The sequence below is a fragment of the Acinetobacter sp. Ac_3412 genome (genome assembly GCF_013072675.1).
In the GTDB taxonomy this organism is placed as follows: domain Bacteria; phylum Pseudomonadota; class Gammaproteobacteria; order Pseudomonadales; family Moraxellaceae; genus Acinetobacter; species Acinetobacter higginsii.
The window spans coordinates 208,053-233,306 of sequence record NZ_LXUJ01000014.1 but is presented as its reverse complement, the minus strand read 5'-3'; the positions used below and the strand labels follow the sequence as shown (position 1 = coordinate 233,306).

Annotated in this window: 23 protein-coding genes; 10 read left to right on the top strand and 13 right to left on the bottom strand. The window is 42.4% G+C overall.

The window, feature by feature from the left end:
- Positions 1-34: 34 nt before the first annotated feature.
- From A7P54_RS18215 to A7P54_RS18195, 5 genes are all read right to left on the bottom strand, one after another.
- Complete coding sequence (locus A7P54_RS18215; RefSeq protein ID WP_005200394.1) at positions 35-679, bottom strand: MBL fold metallo-hydrolase; 645 nt, start codon at positions 677-679, stop codon at positions 35-37.
- A gap of 29 nt (positions 680-708) precedes the next feature.
- Positions 709-1,725 (bottom strand): ferrochelatase, encoded by a 1,017-nt coding sequence (gene hemH / locus A7P54_RS18210; RefSeq protein ID WP_171550412.1) that lies wholly within the window; start codon positions 1,723-1,725, stop codon positions 709-711.
- A 70-nt stretch (positions 1,726-1,795) separates the two neighbouring features.
- A complete protein-coding gene (locus tag A7P54_RS18205) occupies positions 1,796-2,824 on the bottom strand; it encodes a DUF4062 domain-containing protein (protein ID WP_004802409.1) in 1,029 nt (342 codons plus the stop codon).
- Between the two features lie 95 nt (positions 2,825-2,919).
- On the bottom strand, positions 2,920-3,807 hold the full coding sequence (gene murI, locus A7P54_RS18200) for a glutamate racemase (protein WP_171550411.1): 888 nt from the start codon (positions 3,805-3,807) through the stop codon (positions 2,920-2,922).
- 43 nt (positions 3,808-3,850) lie between these two features.
- On the bottom strand, positions 3,851-4,474 hold the full coding sequence (locus tag A7P54_RS18195) for a DUF1285 domain-containing protein (RefSeq protein WP_033133222.1): 624 nt from the start codon (positions 4,472-4,474) through the stop codon (positions 3,851-3,853).
- A 186-nt stretch (positions 4,475-4,660) separates the two neighbouring features.
- Here A7P54_RS18195 and A7P54_RS18190 point away from each other — a divergent pair, with 186 nt between their 5' ends.
- A complete protein-coding gene (locus tag A7P54_RS18190; RefSeq protein WP_005192081.1) occupies positions 4,661-6,373 on the top strand; it encodes an electron transfer flavoprotein-ubiquinone oxidoreductase in 1,713 nt (570 codons plus the stop codon).
- A gap of 70 nt (positions 6,374-6,443) precedes the next feature.
- Here the strand turns inward: A7P54_RS18190 and tusA are convergent, their stop codons facing one another.
- Positions 6,444-6,701, bottom strand: a complete 258-nt coding sequence (gene tusA / locus A7P54_RS18185) for a sulfurtransferase TusA (protein ID WP_004802398.1) — start codon at positions 6,699-6,701, stop codon at positions 6,444-6,446.
- 175 nt (positions 6,702-6,876) lie between these two features.
- On the opposite strand from tusA, the gene A7P54_RS18180 reads away from it, so the two are divergent.
- Positions 6,877-7,716: a CBS domain-containing protein gene (locus A7P54_RS18180; RefSeq protein WP_004802396.1), complete on the top strand. Its 840-nt coding sequence runs from the start codon at positions 6,877-6,879 to the stop codon at positions 7,714-7,716.
- Positions 7,713-9,272, top strand: coding sequence for an apolipoprotein N-acyltransferase (gene lnt, locus A7P54_RS18175; protein WP_171550410.1), 1,560 nt, complete (start codon positions 7,713-7,715; stop codon positions 9,270-9,272). The genes A7P54_RS18180 and lnt overlap by 4 nt, the downstream gene beginning before the upstream one ends.
- Before the next feature lies 1 nt (position 9,273).
- Here the strand turns inward: lnt and A7P54_RS18170 are convergent, their stop codons facing one another.
- Complete coding sequence (locus tag A7P54_RS18170) at positions 9,274-9,612, bottom strand: tRNA-binding protein (protein ID WP_171550409.1); 339 nt, start codon at positions 9,610-9,612, stop codon at positions 9,274-9,276.
- A 244-nt stretch (positions 9,613-9,856) separates the two neighbouring features.
- On the opposite strand from A7P54_RS18170, the gene A7P54_RS18165 reads away from it, so the two are divergent.
- A complete protein-coding gene (locus A7P54_RS18165) occupies positions 9,857-10,120 on the top strand; it encodes a DUF2798 domain-containing protein (RefSeq protein WP_005200416.1) in 264 nt (87 codons plus the stop codon).
- 55 nt (positions 10,121-10,175) lie between these two features.
- Here the strand turns inward: A7P54_RS18165 and A7P54_RS18160 are convergent, their stop codons facing one another.
- From A7P54_RS18160 to gspF, 3 genes are all read right to left on the bottom strand, one after another.
- Positions 10,176-10,520: a hypothetical protein gene (locus A7P54_RS18160; RefSeq protein ID WP_171550408.1), complete on the bottom strand. Its 345-nt coding sequence runs from the start codon at positions 10,518-10,520 to the stop codon at positions 10,176-10,178.
- A 264-nt stretch (positions 10,521-10,784) separates the two neighbouring features.
- The gene (gene gspG, locus A7P54_RS18155; RefSeq protein ID WP_252728638.1) at positions 10,785-11,309 is read right to left on the bottom strand and encodes a type II secretion system major pseudopilin GspG; all 525 of its coding nucleotides are present in this window, start codon (positions 11,307-11,309) and stop codon (positions 10,785-10,787) included.
- 17 nt (positions 11,310-11,326) lie between these two features.
- Positions 11,327-12,532, bottom strand: coding sequence for a type II secretion system inner membrane protein GspF (gspF, locus tag A7P54_RS18150; protein ID WP_005315020.1), 1,206 nt, complete (start codon positions 12,530-12,532; stop codon positions 11,327-11,329).
- A gap of 146 nt (positions 12,533-12,678) precedes the next feature.
- On the opposite strand from gspF, the gene A7P54_RS18145 reads away from it, so the two are divergent.
- The 6 genes from A7P54_RS18145 (at position 12,679) to A7P54_RS18120 (ending at position 20,008) form a co-directional block, all read left to right on the top strand.
- Complete coding sequence (locus A7P54_RS18145) at positions 12,679-14,919, top strand: primosomal protein N' (RefSeq protein ID WP_171550473.1); 2,241 nt, start codon at positions 12,679-12,681, stop codon at positions 14,917-14,919.
- Between the two features lie 121 nt (positions 14,920-15,040).
- Complete coding sequence (locus tag A7P54_RS18140) at positions 15,041-16,858, top strand: cation:proton antiporter (protein ID WP_171550406.1); 1,818 nt, start codon at positions 15,041-15,043, stop codon at positions 16,856-16,858.
- A gap of 118 nt (positions 16,859-16,976) precedes the next feature.
- Complete coding sequence (gene hslO, locus A7P54_RS18135; protein ID WP_004802382.1) at positions 16,977-17,852, top strand: Hsp33 family molecular chaperone HslO; 876 nt, start codon at positions 16,977-16,979, stop codon at positions 17,850-17,852.
- Between the two features lie 119 nt (positions 17,853-17,971).
- Positions 17,972-18,583, top strand: a complete 612-nt coding sequence (locus A7P54_RS18130) for a LysE family translocator (protein ID WP_004802380.1) — start codon at positions 17,972-17,974, stop codon at positions 18,581-18,583.
- 142 nt (positions 18,584-18,725) lie between these two features.
- Positions 18,726-19,670, top strand: coding sequence for a DnaJ C-terminal domain-containing protein (locus A7P54_RS18125; RefSeq protein ID WP_004802377.1), 945 nt, complete (start codon positions 18,726-18,728; stop codon positions 19,668-19,670).
- A gap of 11 nt (positions 19,671-19,681) precedes the next feature.
- Positions 19,682-20,008: a chaperone modulator CbpM gene (locus A7P54_RS18120; RefSeq protein WP_004802375.1), complete on the top strand. Its 327-nt coding sequence runs from the start codon at positions 19,682-19,684 to the stop codon at positions 20,006-20,008.
- A 27-nt stretch (positions 20,009-20,035) separates the two neighbouring features.
- On the opposite strand, the gene A7P54_RS18115 is transcribed toward A7P54_RS18120, so the two are convergent.
- The 3 genes from A7P54_RS18115 to pnp form a co-directional block, all read right to left on the bottom strand.
- Positions 20,036-21,259 carry a magnesium transporter CorA family protein gene (locus A7P54_RS18115; protein ID WP_005315010.1) on the bottom strand — a complete coding sequence of 408 codons (1,224 nt, stop codon included), beginning with the start codon at positions 21,257-21,259 and terminating at the stop codon, positions 20,036-20,038.
- 140 nt (positions 21,260-21,399) lie between these two features.
- Positions 21,400-22,722 (bottom strand): dicarboxylate/amino acid:cation symporter, encoded by a 1,323-nt coding sequence (locus A7P54_RS18110; RefSeq protein ID WP_004802372.1) that lies wholly within the window; start codon positions 22,720-22,722, stop codon positions 21,400-21,402.
- A gap of 260 nt (positions 22,723-22,982) precedes the next feature.
- The gene (pnp, locus tag A7P54_RS18105; RefSeq protein ID WP_171061149.1) at positions 22,983-25,070 is read right to left on the bottom strand and encodes a polyribonucleotide nucleotidyltransferase; all 2,088 of its coding nucleotides are present in this window, start codon (positions 25,068-25,070) and stop codon (positions 22,983-22,985) included.
- Positions 25,071-25,254 lie beyond the last annotated feature (184 nt).

Below are 25,254 nucleotides of genomic sequence, written 5' to 3'. Positions count from 1 at the left end.
TAAACACTGATTTATACACAGGCTCAATAACCAATTAACCCGCTTTACTTGCCACAAAAGGATTGAATTGCTTTTCATAACCGATGGTGCTCATCGGACCATGACCTGAGATAAATTGCGTTTCATCTGGCAGGCTAAAGCATTCGCGCTGAATCGAATCCAACAGCTGCTGGTGATTGCCTTTTGGGAAGTCAGTCCGTCCAATCGAACCCTTAAACAATACGTCACCCGTCCACAACAAGCCATGCTTGGCGTTATAGAACATCACATGCCCTGGGGTATGCCCTGGGGCAAAACGAACCTCAAATTCATCCTCACCCAGCTTTAATACTTCGCCACCTTCAAGCCATTGATCAACTTTTACAGGCTGTGGGATTGGAAAACCATAACGTGCCGAGACTTCCTGAATCATATCCAACCAGAACTGATCTTCTTTATGTGGACCAATCACAGGGATCTTCCACGCTTCAGCCAACTCACCAACTGCACCTGCATGATCCAAATGTCCATGGGTCAACCATAGTGCTTTCACTTTTAAGCCCAAGGTTTCTACTTCTTTTTTAAGTACCGCAGCATCACCACCCGCATCAATCAAAATCGCTTCTTTGCTTTCACTGTCCCACAGGATTGAGCAGTTTTGGGCAAATGCAGTAACAGGGACAATTTTGACTTGTAGCATAGAAACCTCTGGCGAAATAAAGCGTCGATTTAACGATGGGCTAAGGTATGGGTCAGTGCGTCAAGATTAGCCTGAACCAGACTGGCAAGCAAATCTATATGTGCCTGATCTGCATTTAAGGCAGGAATATAGGCATATGCCCCACCACCCGCATGCTGGAAAATTTCTTTATTCTGCATCGCCAGCTCTTCTAGTGTTTCCAGACAATCGGCTGAAAATGCAGGGCTAATCACCTGTACAGACTGTACTTTTTGCTCACCCCATTGTTGTAATAGCTGGTCGGTGTAGGGTTTGACCCACTCTTGCTTACCAAATCTTGACTGGAAGCTAATCGCCCATTCATGCTCTTGCAGATGTAAAGCCTTCGCAACGAGACGCGCGGTCATTCGACAACGATCGGCATAAGGATCACCTTTATCGGCATAAGGCTGTGGAATACCATGGAACGACATGAGTAATTTTTCAGGTTTTCCATGCTGTAATTGATAGTTTAATACGCTATCTACCAAGGCCTGAATAAACAGAGGATGCTGATAATAATCCTTAATCAGGGTAATGCCTGGCAAATGACGTTGCTGTGGAATCCATTTGGCAAAGGCATCGTATAAAGGTGCAGTTGAGGTCGCAGAATATTGTGGGAACAAGGGTAATAAAATGACATGCTCTTGTGGTGTTTGCGCCAGTTGATCAAGTACATCATGAATACTGGGTTGACCATAGGTCATTGCAGGGACAACGCTAAGCTCAAACTGATGATTTTCTTCTTGTAGACGCTGCTTAATCAGCAGTGTTTGTTCCAATACAATTTCACGCATTGGCGAGTCATTTGACCAAACCGAAGCATAAGCTTCAGCCACACGTTTTGGACGAAAGGTCAGGACAAATAAGTGTAGGATAATCCACCAAAGCAACTTGGGAATTTCAATCACACGCGTATCTGACAAAAATTGCTTTAGAAAGCGTCTTACTGCTGGCACAGTGGCTGCATCTGGTGTACCAAGATTGGCCAGAATCACAGTCACTTTTGGTTTTTGTGTTGCTAACATAGACCGCATCCGCTTTTCATTGAGTTCATTCAATTACTTTAGCAGTTTTAAGGCTTTTTTCTAAATTGGATTAATGCATGGTCTTAAATTGAAAAACCCGATTACTGTCCAAAACATTACTTTCCAATAATTTCTGCCCTTTTGCGGTCAGTTGCCACAGCATACGCTGACGATCATCACGTCCTGTCGGCATGATCCATTCATTTTGACGCATCTGTAATTTAATTTCATGCAACGCCCGAATATTGACTTGAGCACGAGAAACCGCATGTGCTCTTGGCATCTCTTTGCGTGCATCCTCCAAACCCGTTTCATTTAGATATTCATTCATGCGTTTAGAAAAATATTCTTCAGGTGTTGGAATGACAAAAGCCGAGCCCAAAACATTCAGTAATTGTGCCCACGTCATTTTACGATGCGGTTTAACTTCTTTGAAATTACCATCTTGATAAGCATGCATGCGGTACTCAAAAGAATACAGTTCATGCATCGAAACTTTAGCAACATTGGTCAATGGATCTGTTTCACGATTACCGAGCTCTGTTTCCAGCTGTTTGACTTTGGCTCGCAATGCATCAATTTCATCACGTAGTACCTGTGTGTTTTGCGGACGCACCCAACCCACGACAGGATAACGCTCTAACATCTGCGGCATACTTGAACGCACTGCCAACTCTAAATCTCTTAATGTGCGATAACAAAAGACTTGGTCAACTTCATGTTGAAGCTGCTTTCTAAACTCTTTAAATTTTTCTTTTAACTCAGATTTATGATCATGCAATTTTGTATCACGCGATTCCGGATCTTCATGCATAAATACAATGACTGGCTTCTGTTTGGTCATCGCATAAATATATTCCAGATGCATATAACCCACACCTGAAACCGACTGCTCGCCATATTGGCTACCCAACAGAATCACCACATAATCACAATCATCAATTTGACGACGGGCAATCGAGGTACTTAAAGGCGTACGTTGCTCTAAACCCCAAGACAGGAATCCCATTCCCACAAGAGTTTGTGCCAAAACCGCTCGCTCTGGTTGCATTTCATTGCCAGAGGTAGAAATAAAGACTTGATAACGAGTATCTTGCATAGGCGAAGCCCCAATTCATTTATCAATAATATCAAGTATGCATCTTGATTTTTATTAACAGCTAACCCCAATAAAATATATAAAACTGGCTCAATTTAGATATGAGAAACACCTAGATCGTCCAAATTTCTAACTTTCCATGTTAATTGTTCTGGTATAAGGTGCTGAAGGACTGATTGCAGTGCGACAGCATTGTTACCACTGACATAACATTCAATACGTGTAATATTATGACGCAATTTGTCACATAATAACCCATTTTTAATTAAAATATAGGTTGTTTGTCGTGCAACTGCTTGTCCAGAATCAATTAATTTTAATTTTTCTGCAAAAATCTGATGAATCGCTTGTTTTAGAAATGGATAGTGCGTGCATCCCAACACTAAATAATCAGCCCCCAGCTCAACCACAGGTTGAAGTATCTGTTGCAAGACATTTAAACACGCCTGACTCATCTCCTGACCCGCTTCTACAAACGGCACCAAGTCTAAATTCGTCACTGTTAAAACATTAACCCCAGCAGGCTCCGCAAATTTAGCGATGACATCTTTAATCAACTGACCGCGAAAGGTTGCAGGTGTCGCCAGTACTGCTACAACTTTTGACTGGGTTTGGATCACTGCGGGTTTCAATGCAGGCACTAAACCAACAATTGGAAATCGTTCACCATAATGGTCACGTAAATAATCCAAACTAAATGCCGAAGCTGTATTACATGCGACTACCGCAATTTTGCAGCCTTGACGATACAGCCATTCAATCGCTTGAGCCGTGAGCTGGCGGATTTCCTGATCGCTACGTGCCCCATACGGGACATGTGCCGTATCTGCATAGTAGATAATCCGCTCATTGGGTAAATGTCGGGCAATCTCCTGCGCAACCGACAATCCACCTACCCCTGAATCAAAGACACCAATAGGCGCATCTGATGACGCATGTGGCATAGGATTGAGTAAAAGAGGCATCGATTGAACAGCTGTCATACACACTTAGGCATTGGTTTATTCGCTCTTTTAAGCTTAAACCTCAGGTGCTCAAATGCAAGACCAAATCACCACTTTTTAGTGTTAAAACCGTCTCGCCCTGCGCATTTTCAGACAAACTGCCGTAGTTCACGAGATGATAAAAACTCTGACGTTGAATCAAGGCATTCATACCAAAGCGAACATGTACATAGGGCCTTAACTCACCGTCATATTCACGCATAAAAATGGGATGTTGCTCATCAACAATCACCACATCCTGATTGATCGTCGTCAGCTGCAAATAGGTTTTACCTTCGATTTCCACCTGATCTGCCTGATTAACGAGCAAAGGCTCATCTTCGACTTCAATTTCAATCTGTTCAACTGGGGTTTTAAGATAGAATTTGCCATCTTCTTTCCACAAGACTTTGCTAAACAGGTCGAGTAGCGCTTGTCGTTTGACCAATTGACCTTCGTGCCACCATTCGCCATTGGCTTTTATGCGTAGATCCATTTTGCCGCAATGCTTTGGATGCCACTGCTCCAATGGAGGAATTGACCTTTTGTGACTTTGCTGTACATCTTTTATGTATTGTGCAATGTCGATTAAGTTTTTATCATCAGAAAACATGATTTTTCCCTGATTTTCTAAAGGGTTTTGTGGAGAATCATTTTCATTTATCATAGTTTATGCCTTGATGACGAGAAAATATGACCGCTCAGCCAATTGGCGAGACCAAGGTTTAAAACTATACTAGCCCAAACGTTTGCGAGCACATACTATCATTTGTGTTCGGCAATTCAGAACACTCATGGCAGCACCGAATCGCAATATTACGGTTGCCACCCTTAAAAATATGAGGAGTCCTACATGGAACACATCGAACGTGAAGCGATGGAGTTTGACGTAGTGATCGTTGGCGCAGGACCTTCGGGTTTATCTGCTGCGATTAAAATTCGTCAATTAGCGATTGAAAACAACCTACCTGATCTTTCTGTATGTGTTGTTGAAAAAGGCTCTGAAGTAGGTGCGCATATCCTTTCTGGTGCTGTACTTGAACCACGTGCCATGAACGAATTATTTCCGAACTGGAAAGAAGAAGGTGCGCCACTGAATGTCCCTGTAACAGGCGACGAAACATATTTCTTATTGTCTGATAGCAAAGCACAAAAAATGCCGCATTGGATGGTGCCTAAATCAATGCACAACGATGGAAACTATGTGGTTTCTCTTGGTAACGTTGTTCGCTGGTTAGGTCAAAAAGCCGAAGAACTTGAAGTTTCAATCTTCCCAGGCTTTGCTGCCGCTGAAGTGCTTTACCATGAAGATGGTACGGTAAAAGGCATCCAAACAGGTGATATGGGGATTGGCAAAAATGGTGAGCCAACACATAACTTCACGCCTGGCTATGAACTGCATGCCAAATACACATTATTTGCTGAAGGCTGCCGCGGCCACCTTGGTAAGCGCCTGATTGCCAAATACAATTTAGATAAAGATGCTGATCCGCAACATTACGGTATCGGCATTAAAGAACTTTGGGAAATTGATCCTGCAAAACACAAACCAGGTTTAGTGATGCATGGCGCTGGTTGGCCTTTGTCTGAAACAGGTTCTACTGGTGGTTGGTGGTTATATCACGCAGAAAACAATCAAGTTACCATGGGCATGATCGTCGATTTATCTTATGAAAATCCACACATGTACCCATTCATGGAAATGCAACGTTGGAAAACACACCCAACCATCAAGCAATTCCTTGAAGGCGGCAAACGTATTTCTTATGGTGCACGTGCTGTTGTGAAAGGCGGTTTCAATGCTTTACCTAAACTTACCTTTCCAGGCGGTTGCTTGATTGGTGATGATGCTGGTTTCTTGAACTTCTCAAAAATCAAAGGCTCACACACTGCAATGAAGTCAGGTATGTTGTGTGGTGAGGCAGTATTCGAAGCGATTGCAGCGGGTGTTGCAAAAGGTGGCGATCTTGCGATTGCACGTGTGCTTGAGGGCGAAGACCACTTCGATAAAGAATTAACTGCTTACACAGATAAATATAACAATTCTTGGTTAAAAGAAGAGTTATATAGCTCGCGTAACTTTGGTCCAGCGATGCATAAGTTCGGTCAATGGATTGGTGGTGCATTTAACTTTATCGATCAAAACATCTTTAAAGTGCCATTCACTCTGCATGATCTTAAACAAGACTTTGCCGTGCTTAAAACAGTGGATGCTTCAACGTTTAAGCCAAACTATCCAAAACCAGATGGCAAGTTGACCTTTGACCGTTTATCTTCTGTATTCGTATCCAATACCGTACATGAAGAAAACCAGCCTGCTCATTTGAAGTTAACTGATCCTTCAATTCCAGTGGATGTAAACCTACCAAAATGGGATGAGCCAGCTCAACGCTACTGCCCCGCTGGTGTTTATGAAATCATGGAAAATGATGACGGTTCTAAACGCTTCCAAATCAACGCAGCCAACTGTGTCCACTGTAAGACTTGTGATATCAAAGACCCATCACAGAACATTACGTGGGTAACGCCTGAAGGTGGCGGTGGTCCGAACTACCCGAATATGTAATTCAAAATAAAAAATCCGAGTTTAGACTCGGATTTTTTTATGCTTTTGTTTTATTTGGCTGAAATGACAGTTAACCCTTCTGCACTAAATAACGATATTCCGTATTGCTGTTTTCATCTTGGCTTTCTTCTTTGAGTACCAACTCATGCCCAAGATGCATACAAAATTTTGGAATATCCCATGATGTTGATGGATCTGTAGCCAAGACCTCAACAATATCGCCCGACTTGGCTTTGCGAATGGCTTGATGCAACATCATCACAGGTTCAGGGCAACGTAAACCTCGCGTATTGATTTGCACAGCAGGAAGTTTTGGTTGTTCAGACATCATAAAACTCAAATATTCTAATTTTCACATTTTAGCATAAACTGCTGATATGAAAATCATCAGCAGCTTTTTGAAAAACTGTACGTTTTTTACATAGTATTATTGATGCATATCCGCTTTATCTTCGGTATGATGAAAATCATCTAATTGATATAGAGAGTCTTTAGGAAAGATCATGGTCGAGGAATCCAGTCCATCGTGGGGTATGCGTGGCTTAAGAAAATGGTTAGGTACCGCACCTGAAACCCGCGATGAATTACTCAAGTTAGTTCAAGACTCACGTCGCTTTTTAGAGCCAGATACTGTTGCTATGCTTGAGGGTGTTCTCGATCTGCCAGCAACCAAGATTCGAGAAGTCATGACGCCGCGTACAGCGATTATCAGTTTGCAGGAAGATGATCAATTACTTGATATTCTGCATGTGTTGATTGATTCTGCACATTCACGCTTTCCAGTATTCTCTGCGGATCAAACGGATAATGTCGTTGGTATCTTATTAGCAAAAGATCTATTGCCCTTCTTAACCGAGCGCAATGTCAAAGTCGATATTCGTTCATTGATGCGTCAGCCTGTATTTGTACCTGAAAGTGCACGTTCAGACCAAGTGTTGCGCATGTTGAAAAATACCCAAACCCATATTGCGATTGTTATCGATGAATATGGCTCGACTTCTGGTTTGGTTACCCTCGAAGATATTCTCGAAGAGATTGTCGGTGAAATTGAAGATGAGCACGATATTGCAGATGAAGAAGCACTGTATATCGTCCCAGACAATGACCCGACCACAGCCAATACTTGGATTGTGCAGGCACTTACACCAATCGAACACTTCAACACTATTTTAGATGCAGATTTTTCTGACGATGAAGTTGAAACTATGGGCGGTTTACTGCTGCAAGAGATTGGTTTAGTGAGCGATTTACAAGGTCAAACCATTGAACTTGGAGATTGGCAATTTACCATTATTGAAGCAGATGCACGTACTATCCATCTGATTCGAGCTGTCCGTCAATGAGAACCTATTTTGAGAAGCTGTTAAATCCATCTCAAGCACACACTCAGCTTCCTTTTATTTTTCCCCTATTGATTGCACTAATTTCTGGTGCAATCTTTAGTTTGGCTTTAGCCCCCTATTATTTTTGGTGGCTTGCGATTCTGTCGCCTGCACTATTGTATGCGGTATTACGTCAACGTAGTCCACGCCAAGCCTTTGCGCTCGGTTGGGCTTATGGTTTTGGTTTATGGTTTGTCGGCGCATTCTGGCTGTATACCTCAATCCATACCTATGGCGATACCAATGCCTTTCTAAGCATTTTGATGATTGTCTTTATGGCAGCCGCAATGGGCTTATTTACCGCATTTCAAACTTGGTTGTATCGTCGCTTTTTCCCAGAAACACCGTTAACTTTCGCGCCACTCTGGGTGTTATTTGAGTGGGCAAAAACTTGGGTCTTTACAGGTTTCCCATGGTTATTTGCAGGTTATGCCTTCACTGAACGCTTACTCGATGGCTATGCACCTTTATTCGGGGTCTATGCCGTTTCATTTGTCGTGATTGTATTGGCCTGTGCCTTGGTTGAGATTTTAAACCGTCGTTGGTTCTGGGCCATTCCTTCTGCACTTCTCGTATTAGGTGCTTGGGGCGCTGGTTTTATTCAATTTGTGCAGCCTAAAGCAGCGAAGCCGCTGAGTGTTTCACTGATCCAAGGGAATATCCCGCAAGATCTGAAATGGCTGACTGAATATCAGATTAAAACCTTAGAAATCTATGCCACCCTGACGCGCGCAGAATGGGGCCGTGATCTTATCGTTTGGCCTGAATCCTCAATTCCAATGTTCCAGACCGATATTCAAGAGTTCTTGGATGCAATGTCGGCACAAGCCAAGAAAACCGATAGCGCTTGGGTCACAGGTATTCCCTATTGGGATCTAGCCAAATCGCAGCAAGTGGGTGAGCCGTTATATTACAACAGTATTATGGCATCGGGTAGCGACTCCTTTGGCTTGTATAAGAAACAACGTTTAGTACCCTTTGGCGAATATATTCCATTGTCAGGCATGCTGAAATGGGTACTGCCTGCGATGCAGAACGATGTCAGCATGAGTGGTTTTTCACGCGGTGAAGCCAATCAAAAACCGCTGACTGTAAAAGGTCATGCACTGGCAGCCGCCATTTGCTATGAAGTAGCCTATCCAAACCTGACTCGTCGTAATGCTGCTAATAGTGACTTCTTAATCACCGTATCGAATGATGCTTGGTTCACGGGGACGGCTGGACCTTGGCAACATCTACAAATGGTACAGATGCGTGCCAAAGAAAATGGTCGTTGGTTTATTCGTGCCACCAATACAGGTGTGACCGCATTTATCGATCAGCATGGTCATATTGTTAAACAGGCGCCAATGGATCAAGAAGCCGTGTTACGTGGCGAATTACCTGCCATGCAAGGGCAAACTCTCTATAATCGTTTAAGTGATTACCCGATCTTGATTTTCTCATTGCTTTTATTAATCGTAGGCTGGATCTATCGTCCACGTAAAGTTGATATTAGCTTCAAATCACGTCGATAAATTACAGTAACTTTGTGCCCAGAGGAACATCAAACTCTGGGACACAAAGCGCGACATCCCCGTCTGCATTATGAAAACCTGTCACCAGACATTCGGACTGAATCGGCCCAATCTGCTTTTTCGGAAAATTGATGACAGCAACCACCAATTTTCCAATCAAATTCTCAGGCTGATACAGCTTGGTAATTTGTGCACTGGATTTTCTGATCCCCAGCTCTTCACCAAAATCCACCTGCAAAATATAAGCGGGTTTTCGCGCTTGTTGAAACACTTCCGCTTGAATGATTCTACCCACACGTAATTCAACCTTAGTAAAGTCATTCCATTCGATCTGTTGCATGCTTTTTCCTTTTCTCTCTTTTAAGCCCAGTTGCAGCATAGCGAATCTATCCAACTCAATAAATACGCTTATTTTTATTTTCAATTGCGCAACTCCATGCTAAATTAATTTTGCTGATCATAAAGCCGTAAACGTTTACGTCAATCAACGTGCTAACATATCTCCAACAAGGCTTGGAGCTATTTCATCAAGATATTTTTATCTTTGATCAGGCACTGGCGTTTGTTGGTTTACGGAGTAAAAAATGCAGAGTTCAAAATCTTCTAGTTTTAATTTTCAAAAAATTCCTAATCGTTACGCATCCATTGTTTTACCCTTCTTCTTGTCCATTATTATGACTTTTATTGTGTCTTGTATTAGTACGCTCAGAAGTATGGGGTTTGAGCAGTTCTCTTTTGCAACGTGGATGTCAGCATGGGGAATTTCTTGGCTGATCGCATTTCCTGTGCTGCTCTTGGTGTTGCCTATCGTGCGTAAAATGACAATGCTCTTGGTGCGACCAGTTTAAGTTTAGACCATAAAAAACGTAGATCTTGGGTCTACGTTTTTTGAATATCTCCGGCTTAGAAATTAATCGACAATTGCACCGATAAATACGCCACCAGACTCGATAAAAACAGCATCGGAATATATCGATAGGCTTTAAATACAAGCTGCTCATATTTAGAAATCAGCTCTTGGTTATCCCAGACACTGGTTTTTAAGGCACTTAAAAAACACAATACAAACCATGCACTCAACATACTCAATGCAAAAAAGCCGATCATGATTTGACTACTTCCTTCTGAAGCTTGCCACAAACTTAAAGCACCTTCACTAAAGGGTAATAGGCTTAAGATGAGCAATACAGATTTAAGCATTGCCCAATGAAACTGATTCAGTTCATCCAACATAAAGAATGCTTTCATCTGATTTCTCCACATCTTATTTTTCAATGGCTTGAATTTATTATGCAAAGCTTTGATCTAAAGAAATAGTCTATTTTTCTGCATAATTTCTTTTTCTTGTAACTATCAAATATGGGAATAATTCTTATTATAACTCTCACATATTCAATATTTTATTCATTTTATATTTTTCAAATAGTTATGTTGTTTTATTGAATTAAGAAACATTATCACTTCACTCTCTATTTATTTAATGCAAAAGTGAAGTGATATTTTATTCAAGCATTATGGCTGATAATAAATATCCGCATCATTGCCTTCGCCACCTTCTTTACCATCCGCGCCAAACGAATATAAATCAAATGGACGACCTTCACGACCTGGGATCACATACTGTAAATCATTCTCCCAACTGTCTTTTGGATAGCCGCCTTTGACATAACCACCCGGTAACCAGTTCTTTGCAGAAGCAGGTTGATTCACCAACGCATCTAGACCACCATCTTGCATCGATGGGTAACGACCATTGTCCAACTTATACTGATCCAAAGCACCCGCAACACCTTTTAAGGTAATACTGGTGGTATCCACTTTGGCCTTTTCACCACGACCCATCACGTTCGGAACGATCAGTGCAGCCAGAACACCTAAAATTACAATAACAACCATCACTTCAATGAGTGTAAATCCTGAGACCCGATTAAACCGAGCAGCGCTCGGTCGGGTCGCAAGACGAGAAGCTATGCTTCGAGTGGCAGGATTCAAGCTTTGTTCAACATTGTGCTTATTCATTGAATTATTCATATTCATCTCTTACATGTCACTCATTAAATCATATTGTTCATATTAATAATTGGCAACATTACCGCAATCACAATCACCAATACTATTGCTGCCATAAAAATCAGCATCAAGGGTTCGAGTAACGCCAGTAATGTGGAAATAAAGGTGGTGACCTCACGATCTTGCATGGTCGATGCCCGATCCAACATCCGATCTAGCTCACCAGACGCTTCACCACTTCGAATCATTTGTACCATCATTGGTGGAAAATAACCGCAACGCTCCAATTGCGTTGCCAAATTACCACCTTCTGTTACACGCTCCATCGCCACTTCAATGGCATCACGAATCACCCAGTTATTACTGACTTCAGCACCGATACGGAGGGCTTCAACCAAAGGCACCCCTGAACGGGTTAGAATCGATAAGGTGCTGGCAAAACGTGCCGCATTTATACCACGTGAAAGTTTACCAAATAGTGGCAGTCTGAGTGTTAATCGGTCAAATGCATAATGTCCCGCATTGGTTCTTAAAAAACGGGTAAATACAATAATGGCAATAAATGCAAGAATGAGCATGCCAATCCAAGTATGCCGAATAAAGGCACTGGCCTTCATCAATGCAACCGTGATCCAAGGCAAGGCTTCTTTACTTTGTTCAAAGGTTTTGACGATTTCAGGCACGACGTAGGTCATCAGGCCCATCACGATCCCGAAAGACATCAGCATCAGTACAATCGGATAGATCATCGCACCCTGTACTTTCTTCTGCATAGCAAAACGATTTTCGGTGTAGTCCGACAGCTGATCTAAGATTAAATCAAGATGACCTGAGCGCTCGCCTGCAGCAACGGTGGCAATATACAGTTCGGGAAAGCGACCCGATTGCTGCATACTTTTCGCCAGTGAATGTCCTTCTAGAACCTTGGACCGTACGGCGATTAATAGGTTTTGCACATGTGATTTTTCACTTTGCTTACTCACTGCACGTAGTGCTTCTTCAAGTGGAATACCTGCAGCAACTAACACAGAAAGCTGTCGGGTCATTAATGCCAAATCATAGGCACTAAAGCTTTTTTTAAACCATGAACGTTGTTGCTGTTTGTCTTTTTGCTCAACGGCATCGACCGCAATGGGTGTCCATGCTTTATCGCGTAACTGTTGACGAATTTGGCGTGCAGAATCCCCTTCCAGCACACCTTTATGTTGCTTTCCTGAGGCATCAAGCGCGGTAAATTGATAAGCAGGCATGGTTCTGTTCTAATTGTCCCAAAATAGTTGTTGTTACAGTTGCATCCGTGTTTGAAGTGAAACCTGAGCGTTTCACAAGAAATTCATCGACATAACACTTCGCACTTTAGCATAATTCCATGACATGCAGTCATGCCATTTTACCCATGAATGAAGCCTATATGCCTAGCCAAAATTCTAACGCTATTCTCTACCGTATTCGAGTCGCGATACCCGTCTATGTGTATGACACCTTTGACTATACAGTCAGTGCTGAGCAATATGCACAAGCACAAATCGGTGCACGCGTTGCCATTTCTTTTGGGCGGCAAAACCTCGTGGGAATTATTACTGAAAAAGTAGATCCTCACGAAGTATTTACAGGACAATTCAAACTTAAGGCCATCACAGAATTACTTGATCAGGAAACGATTCTAGACCAACAAGTTTTAACTTTGTTGACATGGTCAGCACAATATTACCAATTCCCGATTGGTGAAGTGATGCAAAGTGCCCTGCCCAGCTTATTAAGACAAGGGCGAGCCTTAGATATCCTGTTTCATTTATGGAAGATCATTCCCCATGAAGACCCAGCCTCTTTATTAAAACGCTCTCAAAAACAATATGATGCTTATCAGGTTCTTAAACTGCATCCAAACGGCACCACTGAAAATGTGCTCAATCTAAGTGGTGTAGAAACCTCAACCCTCAAAGCCCTAGAAAAGAAAGGCTTGGTTGAATGCTGTCTTGAACCACATGATTTCACCCCAACACCAGTACAACTGGCACAAGTACCTTTGACACCGAACGAAGATCAAAAGAAAGCGATTCAACAGATCCTCAAAGTGCAGCATCAATACCAAGCATTTTTATTGGATGGTTTGACCGGCAGTGGTAAAACTGAAGTCTATTTGCAAGTCATGTATGAGGTATTAAAACAAGGTAAACAGGTGCTGGTACTGGTACCTGAAATTGGCTTAACCCCGCAAACGGTCGCTCGTTTTAAGTCACGCTTTCATTGTGATGTTGCCTTACTACATTCAGGCTTAAATGATTCAAAACGCATGCAAGCGTGGCAACATGCGCAAACGGGCAAAGCCTCGATTATTATTGGTACACGTTCTGCAATTTACACCCCACTCCCTCAGCTGGGTTTAATTATCTTGGATGAGGAGCATGATCTCTCCTTTAAGCAGCAAGAAGGTTTCCGCTACCATACCCGTGATGTAGCCCTATATCGTGGTCATTTACAGAACTGCCCTGTCATTCTCGGATCTGCAACACCAAGTATCGACAGTTATCACTTAGTAGAGTCGAGCAAGTTACATTTGCTTGAACTGAATCAACGTGCGGGCGTGGCGGTACTGCCGAAAATGCATGTGGTTGATTTAAAAATCGCAAAAAAGAAGCACGGACTCAGCCAAACGCTCATCGAACAGATCAAGCATACGTTAGAGCGTAAAGAACAAGTGCTGATCTTTTTAAATCGACGCGGCTATGCACCGATCCTGATGTGTGAAAGCTGTGGTTGGCAAGCCAACTGCCCACATTGTGATGCGCATTTTACTTTGCATTCACAGCCCTATCATTATTTACATTGCCATCACTGCGGCACCATCAATCGCCTGCCTGATCATTGTCCTGCATGTCAGAAACAAAGCTTAAAAACCATTGGTGCAGGCACAGCAAAACTTGAAGAACACTTACAAGAGTTATTCCCACACCATGAAGTGATTCGGGTCGACCGTGACAGTACCAGCAAAGTGGGTAGCTGGCAGAAAATTTATGATCGCATTCAACAAAATAAACCCAATATTTTGTTGGGCACACAGATGCTGGCCAAAGGTCACCATTTCCCACATGTGACGCTCGTTGCGATTTTAGATATTGATGCTGGCTTGCTCAGCGTTGACCCGCGCGCGCCTGAACGTACCGCACAACTGATTGTTCAAGTTGCAGGTCGTGCTGGACGCGGTGAACATAAAGGCAGTGTTTATTTACAAAGCCTGCGCCCCGATCATCCAATGTTGACCACTTTAATTGAGCATGACTACCGTACTGTCGCCAAACAAATGCTGGCTGATCGTAAAATCGCACTACTTCCACCCTATCGCTATGCGGTATTAGTTCGGGTCGAATCTAAAGATCGAGACTATAGTCAGCAATTCTTAGCGGATATTGCACAACAATTACGGACAATGGCTGGAGATTTAGTCGACATTTGGGGACCGATTCCCGCACCGATGGAACGTAAAGCAGGCCGTTATCGTGCACATATGGTGATTTTGTCTAGCGATCGAGCAAAACTGCATTTTTATTTGCGCCAGTGGTGGCAACACGTCGTACACTTACCTCGCCAGCATCTACTGAGGCTATCGATTGATGTTGATCCGCAAGAGTTTAGTTAGAGGCTTAATCTGAGCGTGTTCAAGTTATCGAACGTTTTCCAATATCATCTTTTCAGATCATATTTTTACAGACGACTCATTTGAGTTAGTCTAGACAAAATAGAAAAATTTGAGGCATTCAATGTCTTTACTGCTACCAATTATTTTATTACTGGCTGCGACTTTAATTTTTGTTCCATTAGCAAAACGCTATGCCGCCAATACTGTTCTGGGTTATCTGATTGCAGGGCTGTTACTTGGCTCCAGTGTTTCGGGCCTGATTGAAGATCCTCAACTCATCAATCAGTTGCTGCATTTTGGTATGATTGCAGTGATGTTCTTTGTCGGCTTTGCTTTTCGACCACAACAACTTTGGCTCGAGCGTAGAGGCATTCTAAAAAACAGCGGATTACAACTCCTAATCATTACTCTTGTTCTGATTGGCGCATGTTTTTTACTGTTTAATGATGTGCTAACCAGTTTGATTCTCGGATTTGCTTTAGCACTATCCGCAGTCGCTTTACCATTACAACTCCTAGAAAAAAAACAGCAGCTCAATAACAAATTAGGACAAGCGACTTTAGCAACCTTGCAATTTCAAGCCTTTGTTGCCCTCATCTTGATTGTGTTATTTCCATTACTCGAAGACACTGCTTCTACACGACATGGCATTGCCTATTTTGCAGCAATCATCGCGACATTTTCAGGATTATTCTTAGCCAGCCGCTATTTAGTTCGGCCGGCATTCCGTTTTTTAGCCCGTAAACACAGTATTCATTTGATTCCTGTACTCAGTTTACTGGTCTTTCTTTCTGTCATCCTCATCATGGATATTTTAAATATCCATATTCTAATTGGTGCATTTCTGGGGGGCTTATTACTCGCAGAGACAGAATTTAAAAGTGAAGTTGAACGCATTCTTGAACCATTTAAAGATGCTGCAACAGGACTATTTTTTCTGGCCATCGGCTTGGGGCTTTCACTGCAACCCCTTATCCAAACACCATTATTGATCATCGCATCAATCTTTGGTTTAGTTGTGATCAAGGCTGCTGTTGTTACAGCTATCTGCTATTACCAACAACGTCATGCCAAGCTCAGTACCCTGTTTGCAATCATCTTGGCTCAAAGTGGTGAACTCAGTTTTATTTTACTCAAACTGGCAGAAAGCGAAAGTTTAGTTAGCAAAGCGTTACTAGAATCGATGTTCCTGATTATATTAGGTTCAATGCTCTTGACCCCACTGCTGTATTGGTTATTTGATTCAAAAGTTTTGCCAAAATTGCAGAAGCAGGTGGCAGTACAGATTGACGATGTCCCTCAACACCCGATTCTTATTTTGGGCTTTGGCCGTTTTGGGCAAGTCATCGCACGGGCCTTACACGCACAAGGCAAACAATTCAGTGTCATTGATAGCAATCAACCTGACGCTGATTTTATTGAACAATATGGACATCGTTTCTTTGATGCTGATGTCACCCAAGTCGAGAACTTACGTGCTGCAGGCATTGAATATTGCAAATTATTGATTATTGCAATTGATGATGTTGAAGACAGTATGAATCTGGCGCGGCATCTCCGTTTGAACTATCCAGATTTAACCCTGTTTGTACGAGCACGTGACCGCCATCATGCGCATTTACTCAATGATTTGGGCGTACAACATATTTGGCGTGAAACCTATGCTTCATCGTTAAATATGGCACAACAGGCATTGATTGAAACTGGTCTCTCCGTTGAAGATGCACATATTCAAATTGAGCGCTTTAAACAGGAAGATGAACAGCTGCTGATCCAGCAACATTGGTCCCATGATCAACAAGATGTCCTTGAAAACTATCCAAGTGCGATTGCAGAACTTGAGTATTTATTTGAAAACACAAAAACTTTAAGATCAGATCGCTTGAGCAATGATCAAAACACACAAAGTGATGCAAATTCACTCAATGAAACATCTTGAGTTTTGGCAAACTGACACCATTATTGACTGCATACCATGCACCTTTTTATAAAGCCTGAAGTGCTTTACAAGGCAAAGCGTTGCTTTGTTTTCCCCTTAGGGGGTACTGGAGAAAAATATGTCTGATTTACGCCAACGCTTTTTTATCGAAGACTGCCCTGTTCGTGGTGAAGTCGTGCACTTAGAAGAAGCGCTTCAAACGATTTTGGCGCAACGTGAATATATGCCTGCGGTACAAAGCCTGTTAGGTGAAATGCTCAGTGCAACAGCCTTACTGGCCAGTACACTCAAGATTCGTGGCCGGATTAGTTTACAGATCCAAGCAAATGGAACTTTTAAATGGGCCATGGCTGAGTGCAACCATTTAGGTGAAGTTCGCGCATTGGCCGATTATGAAGAAGATCCTCGTTTCGTTAAAGGTGGCGACAGTCGTACTGTGCTTGCAGCTTTAAGCAATCCAGTGCTGTTCATCAACATTGAACCTGAACACGGCGAACGCTATCAAGGGATCGTCCCACTTGATCAACCGACCTTGGCAGGTTGTTTGACACAGTATTACGATTTGTCTGCACAGATCCCAACCCATATTGTATTGGCAACCAATAACCAACGTTCGGGTGGTCTATTGATTCAGCTGCTTCCTCGTAATGATGAAGAAGAGCAAAAGTTGGTTGATGAAGATCTATGGCCACGTTTGACCATGCTCACTGAAACCCTTAAACCAGAAGAGTTAACCGATCTTCCTGCAAATGAAATCCTCTATCGTTTGTATAATGAAGAAGAAGTGCGTTTACCTGAAGTTGAGCAGTTAAAGTTTGGCTGTACCTGTTCGAAAGAACGTTGTGCCAATGCCTTGATCCAAATCGGCGTGACTGCAGTTCATGAAACACTGGAAGCTCAAAATCCAATCCAAATGGATTGTCAGTTCTGTAATACACGTTATGAATTTACCGCAGAAGAAGCTTTGGGCTTGTTCGGTGAACATTTAAGTTAATTAACTAAATGTTAAAAAATAAAAAAAGACGGGCTTCCGTCTTTTTTTATTTTGTATTAAGGTCTATGCGATAAAACAATGCTCAAATCTCCCAATAACATAGACCTAACATTTGACTTATGAATTACTTCGAATACTTGCTGTTTATTATTAGCGTGGTTGTACTGATTGCGACCCCTGGTCCTGTGATGATTTTGGTGGCCAGTGCTGGCCTTAAGGGTGGCTATAAAAAAGCACTAGAGACAATTTTTGGAACTAATTTCGCCTCTTTAATCCTAATTTTTATTTCCGTACTCATTCTCAAAGGTTTTCTGACTATTGATGAGAATTACCTAAAAGCCATTCGGGTATTGGGCTGCCTGTATATCGCCTATCTGGGTTATAGCATTATTAAAGAAGTACTTCAGGCACCACATCCAACCGCTATTCAAACCGTATCTGCACAAAGCGGTGGTTTTAAAAAAGGCTTTCTGGTGGGGATTTCCAATCCGAAAGACATCATTTTCTTTTCGGCTTTTTTCCCGCAGTTTATTCATATCTCACCGAACATCAATTTCAGTTTAAGCCTACTGACTGTGACTTGGATTATTTTGGACTTCCTCACCTTGTCTTTGGTGTATCTGTTCTTCCGCAGTCTCTCTCAAAGCAGTATCTATCCGAAGATTCTGGGACTATGTGGCGTCCTGCTAGTCTTGATTGCACTTTATGGTCTGGTTGATACCTTTCTCTAAAATCGACCTCAAGTCCACATTAAAAGCCATAGCGGTGTACATTTTTAGCCAAACAGAACAAGTCTTATACAATCGAATCCATTGAAATCTCTTGGATTCGTTTCATAATGAAACAAACACATCATTATATTTATTATAGATCATGGCAAAAAATTATTATGAAGAGCTGGGTGTTTCAAGAGACGCCACAGCAGATGAAATCAAAAAAGCCTATCGAAAATTGGCACGTAAATATCATCCTGATATTAGCAAAGAAGCCGATGCAGAAACTAAAATGCAGGCCATCAATGTTGCCTATGACACCCTAAGTGATAGCACCAAGAAATCAGAATATGACCAAATGCTGGATCACCCACAAGGCTTCTCTAATTTTGGGCAAGGCAATCAAAGTGGTTTTGATGGTTCACAGTTCTATCGCCAAAGTTCGGGTGATGGTGCTGACTTTAGCGGATTTGAGGACTTATTTGGCCGTTTTGGTTCTGGCTTTGGTGGAGGTCAGCAACGCTCTCAACGTCAACAACGTAGCTATCGTGGTGAAGACCAGCACGCCAGTATTCAAGTCGACGTAGATATTGCTTATCACGGTTCAACTCAACAAATTACCCTACAGATTCCGACTTATAACGTTTATGGTGAACCTGAGGTACAACGTAAAACCTTAGAGGTTAAAATTCCAAAAGGCATGAAGGAAGGTCAACAAATCCGCTTAAACGGTCAAGGTCAAACGGGTATCAATGGCGGTGAAAACGGTGATCTTTACATTGAAATCCAATATAAAGACACGGATCGAATTCGTGTCGAAGGTGCCGATGTGTATCAAACCATTGATGTCAGTCCTTGGGAAGCTGGTATAGGGCAAAGCATCGAGCTCAGTACCCCTGCTGGGCAGCTCAAAGTTAACTTACCGAAAAATGCCAAGAATGGGCAACAACTGCGTTTAAAAGACAAAGGCATTCCAAACAAAACTGCAGGACATTTATACCTGATTATTAATATTGTTTTACCGCCAGTGCACAGTGAGCAAGAGCAACAGGCCTACCAACAATTTGCCGATGCCTTTGCTTCATTCCGACCTCGCGCCTCATAAGGAGTAAGATCATGACAACCATTCAATACAAAGAAATTCAATATGACGGTCATAGCCAAGTTGAAATCATTGATGAACAATTGGCACTTGATCTTGAGCACTTCGCTGAGGCATGCGGTCAAAGTACCGACTGGGTGTTAAAACTGATTGATTACGATATTTTGCAGATTTCTGTGGAACCGCAAAGCTATCAGTTTATTGGTGAAGATGTCAGTCGGGCTAGACGTGCTTACCGTTTACAACGTGACTTCGATGCAAGCTTATCAGCCGTAGCGGTGATGCTGGATTTAATCGATGAAGTGCAACAGCTGCGTAAACAGCTCAAGCATTTTCATTAAGCCATCCTGTAAATGACCAAGCCCCTTCTATTTCAGCTTGGTCATTTTCTCCACTTCTTTCAGCGTTTGCTTAATCGGTTCATAATCCAAAAACCACAACAGATTAAAATTACGCTGCCGATGCTGCTGTGCCAGTAAATCAATCACACTGCGCTCACCACGTCCAACCAAATGCTGTCGATAAAAATAATACAGCAACATCACCGTACTCATCAGCATCACACCCAGCATAATCCAAAAACCAACAGGTGACTTCAGCCCAGGGATAAACTCAAAGTTCATCCCATAGACCCCAGTCAATAAAGTCAGTGGTGCAAAGATGGCGGTAATAATCGCCAAGATGCGCATGTTTTCATTGGTTTGATTGGCAATAGCAGAGAAATGCAAATCAATGGCCGATTGAATGGCATTTCTTAAGCGCAAAGTATGCTTTTGCACCCGCTCCACATGACTCATCAAATCGTTCAGACGTACCAACAGAATATCTTGCGCTTTGTGCTTATGTTCACCCACTACATGATGATAATTATCGACCAGTTCATCCCTAAATTCTTGCAAGGTTTCGATCTGCTCCTCACAGAGATTTTCGATTTGCTGAAAGGCCATATCTTCATGAAACAATTGATGCCACTGCTTAAAACGACGATTGCCCTGTAAAAGTTGTTGTTGCCAATATTCGACACGGCGGGTTAAGGGCGTGCGTAAATTCAGATAACCATCAATCATGCTATTCAATAAGCGTAGGCATAAATCTGCGGGGGTGCTGGCTAACTTACGTGGTTTATTCTGCTCTGTACTCGGTCGTCCCATAATGGTCTGAATACGCTGAATATAGCTCTCTACCGCCTGATTGCCCTGCTCTCTCACACTCACCAAAACCGTGGGGGTTAAGATAAAACTCATGGGTGTGGTCGCCAAACCAAAAACACTTTCATGCGATTCTGAAGCACTCTCATTTGCCAAAATCTGGTCATCTGGGCTAATCAGTTTACGGAATACCAACAGGTCATATTCCTCCACCGTATCAAATGCACAAGGATGCTCGATATTGAGTAAATCCCGCAAATGGAATTCATTCAGTACCAATCCTGTATGCTCATAAATATTCTTCTGCCAAGCCTCTGTATGATTCACCAGATCCTGCCTAAGACTATCAACCCATAAAAATTCAAGCGTATGTTCTGTTTGTTGTTCCGCACTGATAAAAATCGTATTTTCACTGTTATGACGATAAAAATAATAAAGTTGCATAGGACAATAGAAATTAGAATGGCGAGAGAAATGCTGCCACGAAGCCAGATAAAAAGCTACGGCTATTACAGGACTAAAACGACATCCAATAAAAAAGCCTCACATGCACAGCATGGAGGCTTTTCCGAATCTCAGGAAGATTACACTTCTTTCTTCTCAACCACACCATATTTAAGGGCTTGGTCAAGTTGCTCTTTGTCCAACGCATTATCCCATTTTGCCACCACGATTGTGGCACAAGCATTACCCACCAAGTTGGTTAATGCACGGCATTCTGACATAAAGCGGTCGATACCCAGAATCAATGCCATACCTGCGACTGGAATTGCAGGAACAACCGACAGTGTCGCAGCCAGAGTAATAAAGCCTGCACCTGTGATGCCTGCTGCACCTTTAGAGCTCAGCATCGCCACCAACAGAATCGTGATTTGTTGCGTGAGGGTTAATTCAATATTACAGGCTTGGGCGATGAACAATGCCGCCAATGTCATGTAAATATTGGTACCATCAAGGTTAAATGAATAACCCGTTGGAATCACCAGACCAACCACCGACTTTTCACAGCCCGCTTTTTCCATTTTTGCCATCAATGACGGTAATGCTGCTTCTGATGAGCTTGTTCCGAGTACCAACCAAAGTTCGTCTTTAATATAACGAATCAGATCAATAATCGAGAAACCATTATAGCGAGCCACTGCGCCCAAAATAATAATCACGAACAGCAAAGCGGTAATGTAGAAGGTCGCAATCAATAACATCAAATTACCGATTGAACTGATCCCATAAGCACCAATGGTAAAGGCCATGGCACCGAATGCACCAATCGGCGCAAACTTCATCAACATACCGACTAAGGTAAATACTGGCGTAGTGAGCTGCTGTAGAAAATCTGTGACTGGACGACCTAAATCACCTGATTTTGCCAAAGCCAAACCAAACAATACCGCGACAAACAGGACTTGAAGAATTTGACCTGATACAAATGGACTGACCAATGTATCTGGAATAATATTCATCAAGAAGCCCGTAATCGTCGACTCATGTGCTTTGGCAGCATATTCATCAACTTTGGTACTGTGCAAGCTACTTGGATCAATATTCAAACCGTGACCTGGCTCAATCACATTCCCGACAATCAATCCTACGATCAAGGCCAAGGTTGAAAACGTCAGGAAGTAGATCATGGCCTTCGCGGTCACCCGACCTACACTGCCGAGGTTTTTCATGCCTGCAATCCCTGTCACAACGGTCAGGAAAATTACAGGAGCAATAATCATTTTAACTAATTTAATGAAGGCTTCGCCGAGTGGCTTCAAGCTTTCACCTAATTCTGGGAAGAAATGACCTAACAATATCCCCGCGACAATCGCGAAGATCACTTGCACATAGAGAATCTGATAAAACTTTGGTTTCTTGGGAGGCTGTTGGTCATCTTGACCTGTGGCGACATGATCGACAAGCATGTGCGATATTCCTTCATATTGAGATGAACAAATAGACTTCCGACTGTCTATCTAAAACCACATAAACGCAGGCAGGCACGGAAATTTGGGGAATTCTACGTTAATTGTGAGGCACACAATTAAAGCATTAGACTAATGTCTAATATCAAGAAATTTTATGTTTATAGTTTCAGTTTTTTATGTTCTTAACAATCATTCACTTAATAAAAAAGCGCATTGTTAAAACAATGCGCTTTTTTTAAGCAAAATGCCTGCTAGCATTAAGCTTGTTCAATGTCTTTCATTGTCAACTTGATACGACCACGGTTGTCGACATCAGCAACTTGTACTTTAACGTCCTGACCTTCTTTTAATACGTCAGTCACATTCGCAATACGCTCATTTGAGATTTGTGAAATGTGAAGCAAACCGTCAGTACCTGGCATGATATTGACGAATGCACCAAATTCAACGATACGAATAACTTTACCCGCATAGATTGTACCTGGTTCAACTTCTGCAGTAAGCGCTTGGATTTTCGCAATCGCAGCTTTCGCAGCCGCTTTAGTTTCACCAAACACGCGTACAGTACCGTTATCTTCGATATCAATCGCTGCTTTAGTCTCTTCAGTAATCGCACGGATGGTTGCACCACCTTTACCAATCACGTCACGGATCTTATCAGGGTTGATGTTGATCACTTCAAACGTCGGCGCATGTGCATTGATTTCTGAACGTGCACGTGAAATGACTTTGTTCATTTCATTCAGGATGTGCATACGACCAGCAAATGCTTGGTTTAATGCCACTTCCATGATCTCTTCAGTGATCCCTTCGATCTTGATGTCCATTTGAAGTGCAGTAATACCGTTGGCAGAACCCGCAACTTTAAAGTCCATATCGCCCAAGTGATCTTCATCACCTAAGATGTCAGAAAGAACGGCAAAACGCTCACCTTCTTTAACCAAGCCCATTGCGATACCCGCAACTGGTGCTTTCAATGGTACACCAGCATCCATAAGTGACAATGAAGCACCACATACAGAAGCCATAGAAGATGAACCATTAGATTCAGTAATATCAGATACGATACGGATCACATACGGGAAACGATCAGCCGCAGGAAGAACGGCTTGAACACCACGACGTGCTAAACGACCATGACCGATTTCACGACGTTTAGGACCTGATTCACGACCCGTTTCACCTACAGAATATGCAGGGAAGTTGTAGTGCAACATAAAGTTGTCAGTTTTGGTACCAGAAAGCGTATCAACCATCAACGCATCACGTGTATTACCCAAAGTCGTTGTAACTAACGCTTGAGTTTCACCGCGTGTGAATAATGCAGAACCGTGCGCACGACCTAATACACCAACCTGAACGTCAATACCACGAACAGTCTTGGTATCACGACCATCGATACGCGGCTTACCAGACAAGATGTTGTCACGTACAGTACGGTATTTAAGATCTTCAAATAATTCGTTTACTTCATCAGCAATACCAGTTTCGTCATTTTCAGGAACGAACTGAGCAACGGCTTCTGCATAAAGTGCATCAAGTGCTGCATAACGATCTTGCTTTACTGCAATGGTATATGCTTCAGAAATTTTCGCTTCAAAAGCAGTTTTTAATTGCTCAAGAAGTGCTTCGTTTTTGCTTGGCGCAACCCAAGTTGATTCAACTGCACCAGCTGCTGCTGCAAACTCTTTAATTGCTTGAATCGCAATTTGCATTTCGTCATGACCGAAAAGAACTGCACCCAACATTTGATCTTCTGAAAGTTCTTTCGCTTCAGATTCAACCATAAGCACAGCAGATTCTGTACCCGCAACCACAAGGTCAAGATCAGATTGTGCAAGTTGTTCAAAGTTCGGGTTAAGTACGTATTCGCCATTGATTAAACCAACACGCGCACCACCAATCGGACCACGGAATGGTGTACCTGCAATCGATAATGCAGCTGAAGTACCTAACATTGCAGCAATATCGGCATCCATCGTCTTATCAGAAGAAACAACTGTTGCTGTCACTTGGATTTCGTTGAAATAACCTTCTGGGAACAACGGACGAATCGGACGGTCAATCAGACGTGAAATTAAAGTTTCAGCTTCAGAAGCACGACCTTCACGCTTGCCATAACCACCTGGGATACGACCAGCAGCATATTGTTTTTCTTGATAGTTAACAGTTAACGGGAAAAAGTCTTGACCCGCTTTTGCTTTAGGCTGAGCCACAACCGCAACGAGCACAGTCACGCCACCCATGGTAACTAAAACTGTATTTGCTTGACGTGCAACACGACCCGTTTCTAAAACAACTTGGTGTTGACCAAATTGGAATTCTTTACGAACGATATTAAACATTGACATGTATTATATTTTCCTAGTTTTATTCTAGTGAGACCCCTAAGGTTTGGCATTCAGACTACAACTGCTGTGTAGATAAATGACAAAGCTTAGAAGCCATCGCACTAGATCAAAATTTTAAATAAATTTAAACACAAAGAAGGAGCGAACAAGCGCCCCTTCTAAAAATCATCTAAGGTAA

What these genes read in the sequence shown, in the direction of transcription:
- A7P54_RS18215 (WP_005200394.1), bottom strand. Translation starts at nt 679, where the DNA reads ATGCTACAAGTCAAAATTGTCCCTGTTACTGCATTTGCCCAAAACTGC.
- hemH (WP_171550412.1), bottom strand. Translation starts at nt 1,725, where the DNA reads ATGTTAGCAACACAAAAACCAAAAGTGACTGTGATTCTGGCCAATCTT.
- A7P54_RS18205 (WP_004802409.1), bottom strand. Translation starts at nt 2,824, where the DNA reads ATGCAAGATACTCGTTATCAAGTCTTTATTTCTACCTCTGGCAATGAA.
- murI (WP_171550411.1), bottom strand. Translation starts at nt 3,807, where the DNA reads ATGACAGCTGTTCAATCGATGCCTCTTTTACTCAATCCTATGCCACAT.
- A7P54_RS18195 (WP_033133222.1), bottom strand. Translation starts at nt 4,474, where the DNA reads ATGATAAATGAAAATGATTCTCCACAAAACCCTTTAGAAAATCAGGGA.
- A7P54_RS18190 (WP_005192081.1), top strand. Translation starts at nt 4,661, where the DNA reads ATGGAACACATCGAACGTGAAGCGATGGAGTTTGACGTAGTGATCGTT.
- tusA (WP_004802398.1), bottom strand. Translation starts at nt 6,701, where the DNA reads ATGTCTGAACAACCAAAACTTCCTGCTGTGCAAATCAATACGCGAGGT.
- A7P54_RS18180 (WP_004802396.1), top strand. Translation starts at nt 6,877, where the DNA reads ATGGTCGAGGAATCCAGTCCATCGTGGGGTATGCGTGGCTTAAGAAAA.
- lnt (WP_171550410.1), top strand. Translation starts at nt 7,713, where the DNA reads ATGAGAACCTATTTTGAGAAGCTGTTAAATCCATCTCAAGCACACACT.
- A7P54_RS18170 (WP_171550409.1), bottom strand. Translation starts at nt 9,612, where the DNA reads ATGCAACAGATCGAATGGAATGACTTTACTAAGGTTGAATTACGTGTG.
- A7P54_RS18165 (WP_005200416.1), top strand. Translation starts at nt 9,857, where the DNA reads ATGCAGAGTTCAAAATCTTCTAGTTTTAATTTTCAAAAAATTCCTAAT.
- A7P54_RS18160 (WP_171550408.1), bottom strand. Translation starts at nt 10,520, where the DNA reads ATGAAAGCATTCTTTATGTTGGATGAACTGAATCAGTTTCATTGGGCA.
- gspG (WP_252728638.1), bottom strand. Translation starts at nt 11,309, where the DNA reads ATGAATATGAATAATTCAATGAATAAGCACAATGTTGAACAAAGCTTG.
- gspF (WP_005315020.1), bottom strand. Translation starts at nt 12,532, where the DNA reads ATGCCTGCTTATCAATTTACCGCGCTTGATGCCTCAGGAAAGCAACAT.
- A7P54_RS18145 (WP_171550473.1), top strand. Translation starts at nt 12,679, where the DNA reads ATGAATGAAGCCTATATGCCTAGCCAAAATTCTAACGCTATTCTCTAC.
- A7P54_RS18140 (WP_171550406.1), top strand. Translation starts at nt 15,041, where the DNA reads ATGTCTTTACTGCTACCAATTATTTTATTACTGGCTGCGACTTTAATT.
- hslO (WP_004802382.1), top strand. Translation starts at nt 16,977, where the DNA reads ATGTCTGATTTACGCCAACGCTTTTTTATCGAAGACTGCCCTGTTCGT.
- A7P54_RS18130 (WP_004802380.1), top strand. Translation starts at nt 17,972, where the DNA reads ATGAATTACTTCGAATACTTGCTGTTTATTATTAGCGTGGTTGTACTG.
- A7P54_RS18125 (WP_004802377.1), top strand. Translation starts at nt 18,726, where the DNA reads ATGGCAAAAAATTATTATGAAGAGCTGGGTGTTTCAAGAGACGCCACA.
- A7P54_RS18120 (WP_004802375.1), top strand. Translation starts at nt 19,682, where the DNA reads ATGACAACCATTCAATACAAAGAAATTCAATATGACGGTCATAGCCAA.
- A7P54_RS18115 (WP_005315010.1), bottom strand. Translation starts at nt 21,259, where the DNA reads ATGCAACTTTATTATTTTTATCGTCATAACAGTGAAAATACGATTTTT.
- A7P54_RS18110 (WP_004802372.1), bottom strand. Translation starts at nt 22,722, where the DNA reads ATGCTTGTCGATCATGTCGCCACAGGTCAAGATGACCAACAGCCTCCC.
- pnp (WP_171061149.1), bottom strand. Translation starts at nt 25,070, where the DNA reads ATGTTTAATATCGTTCGTAAAGAATTCCAATTTGGTCAACACCAAGTT.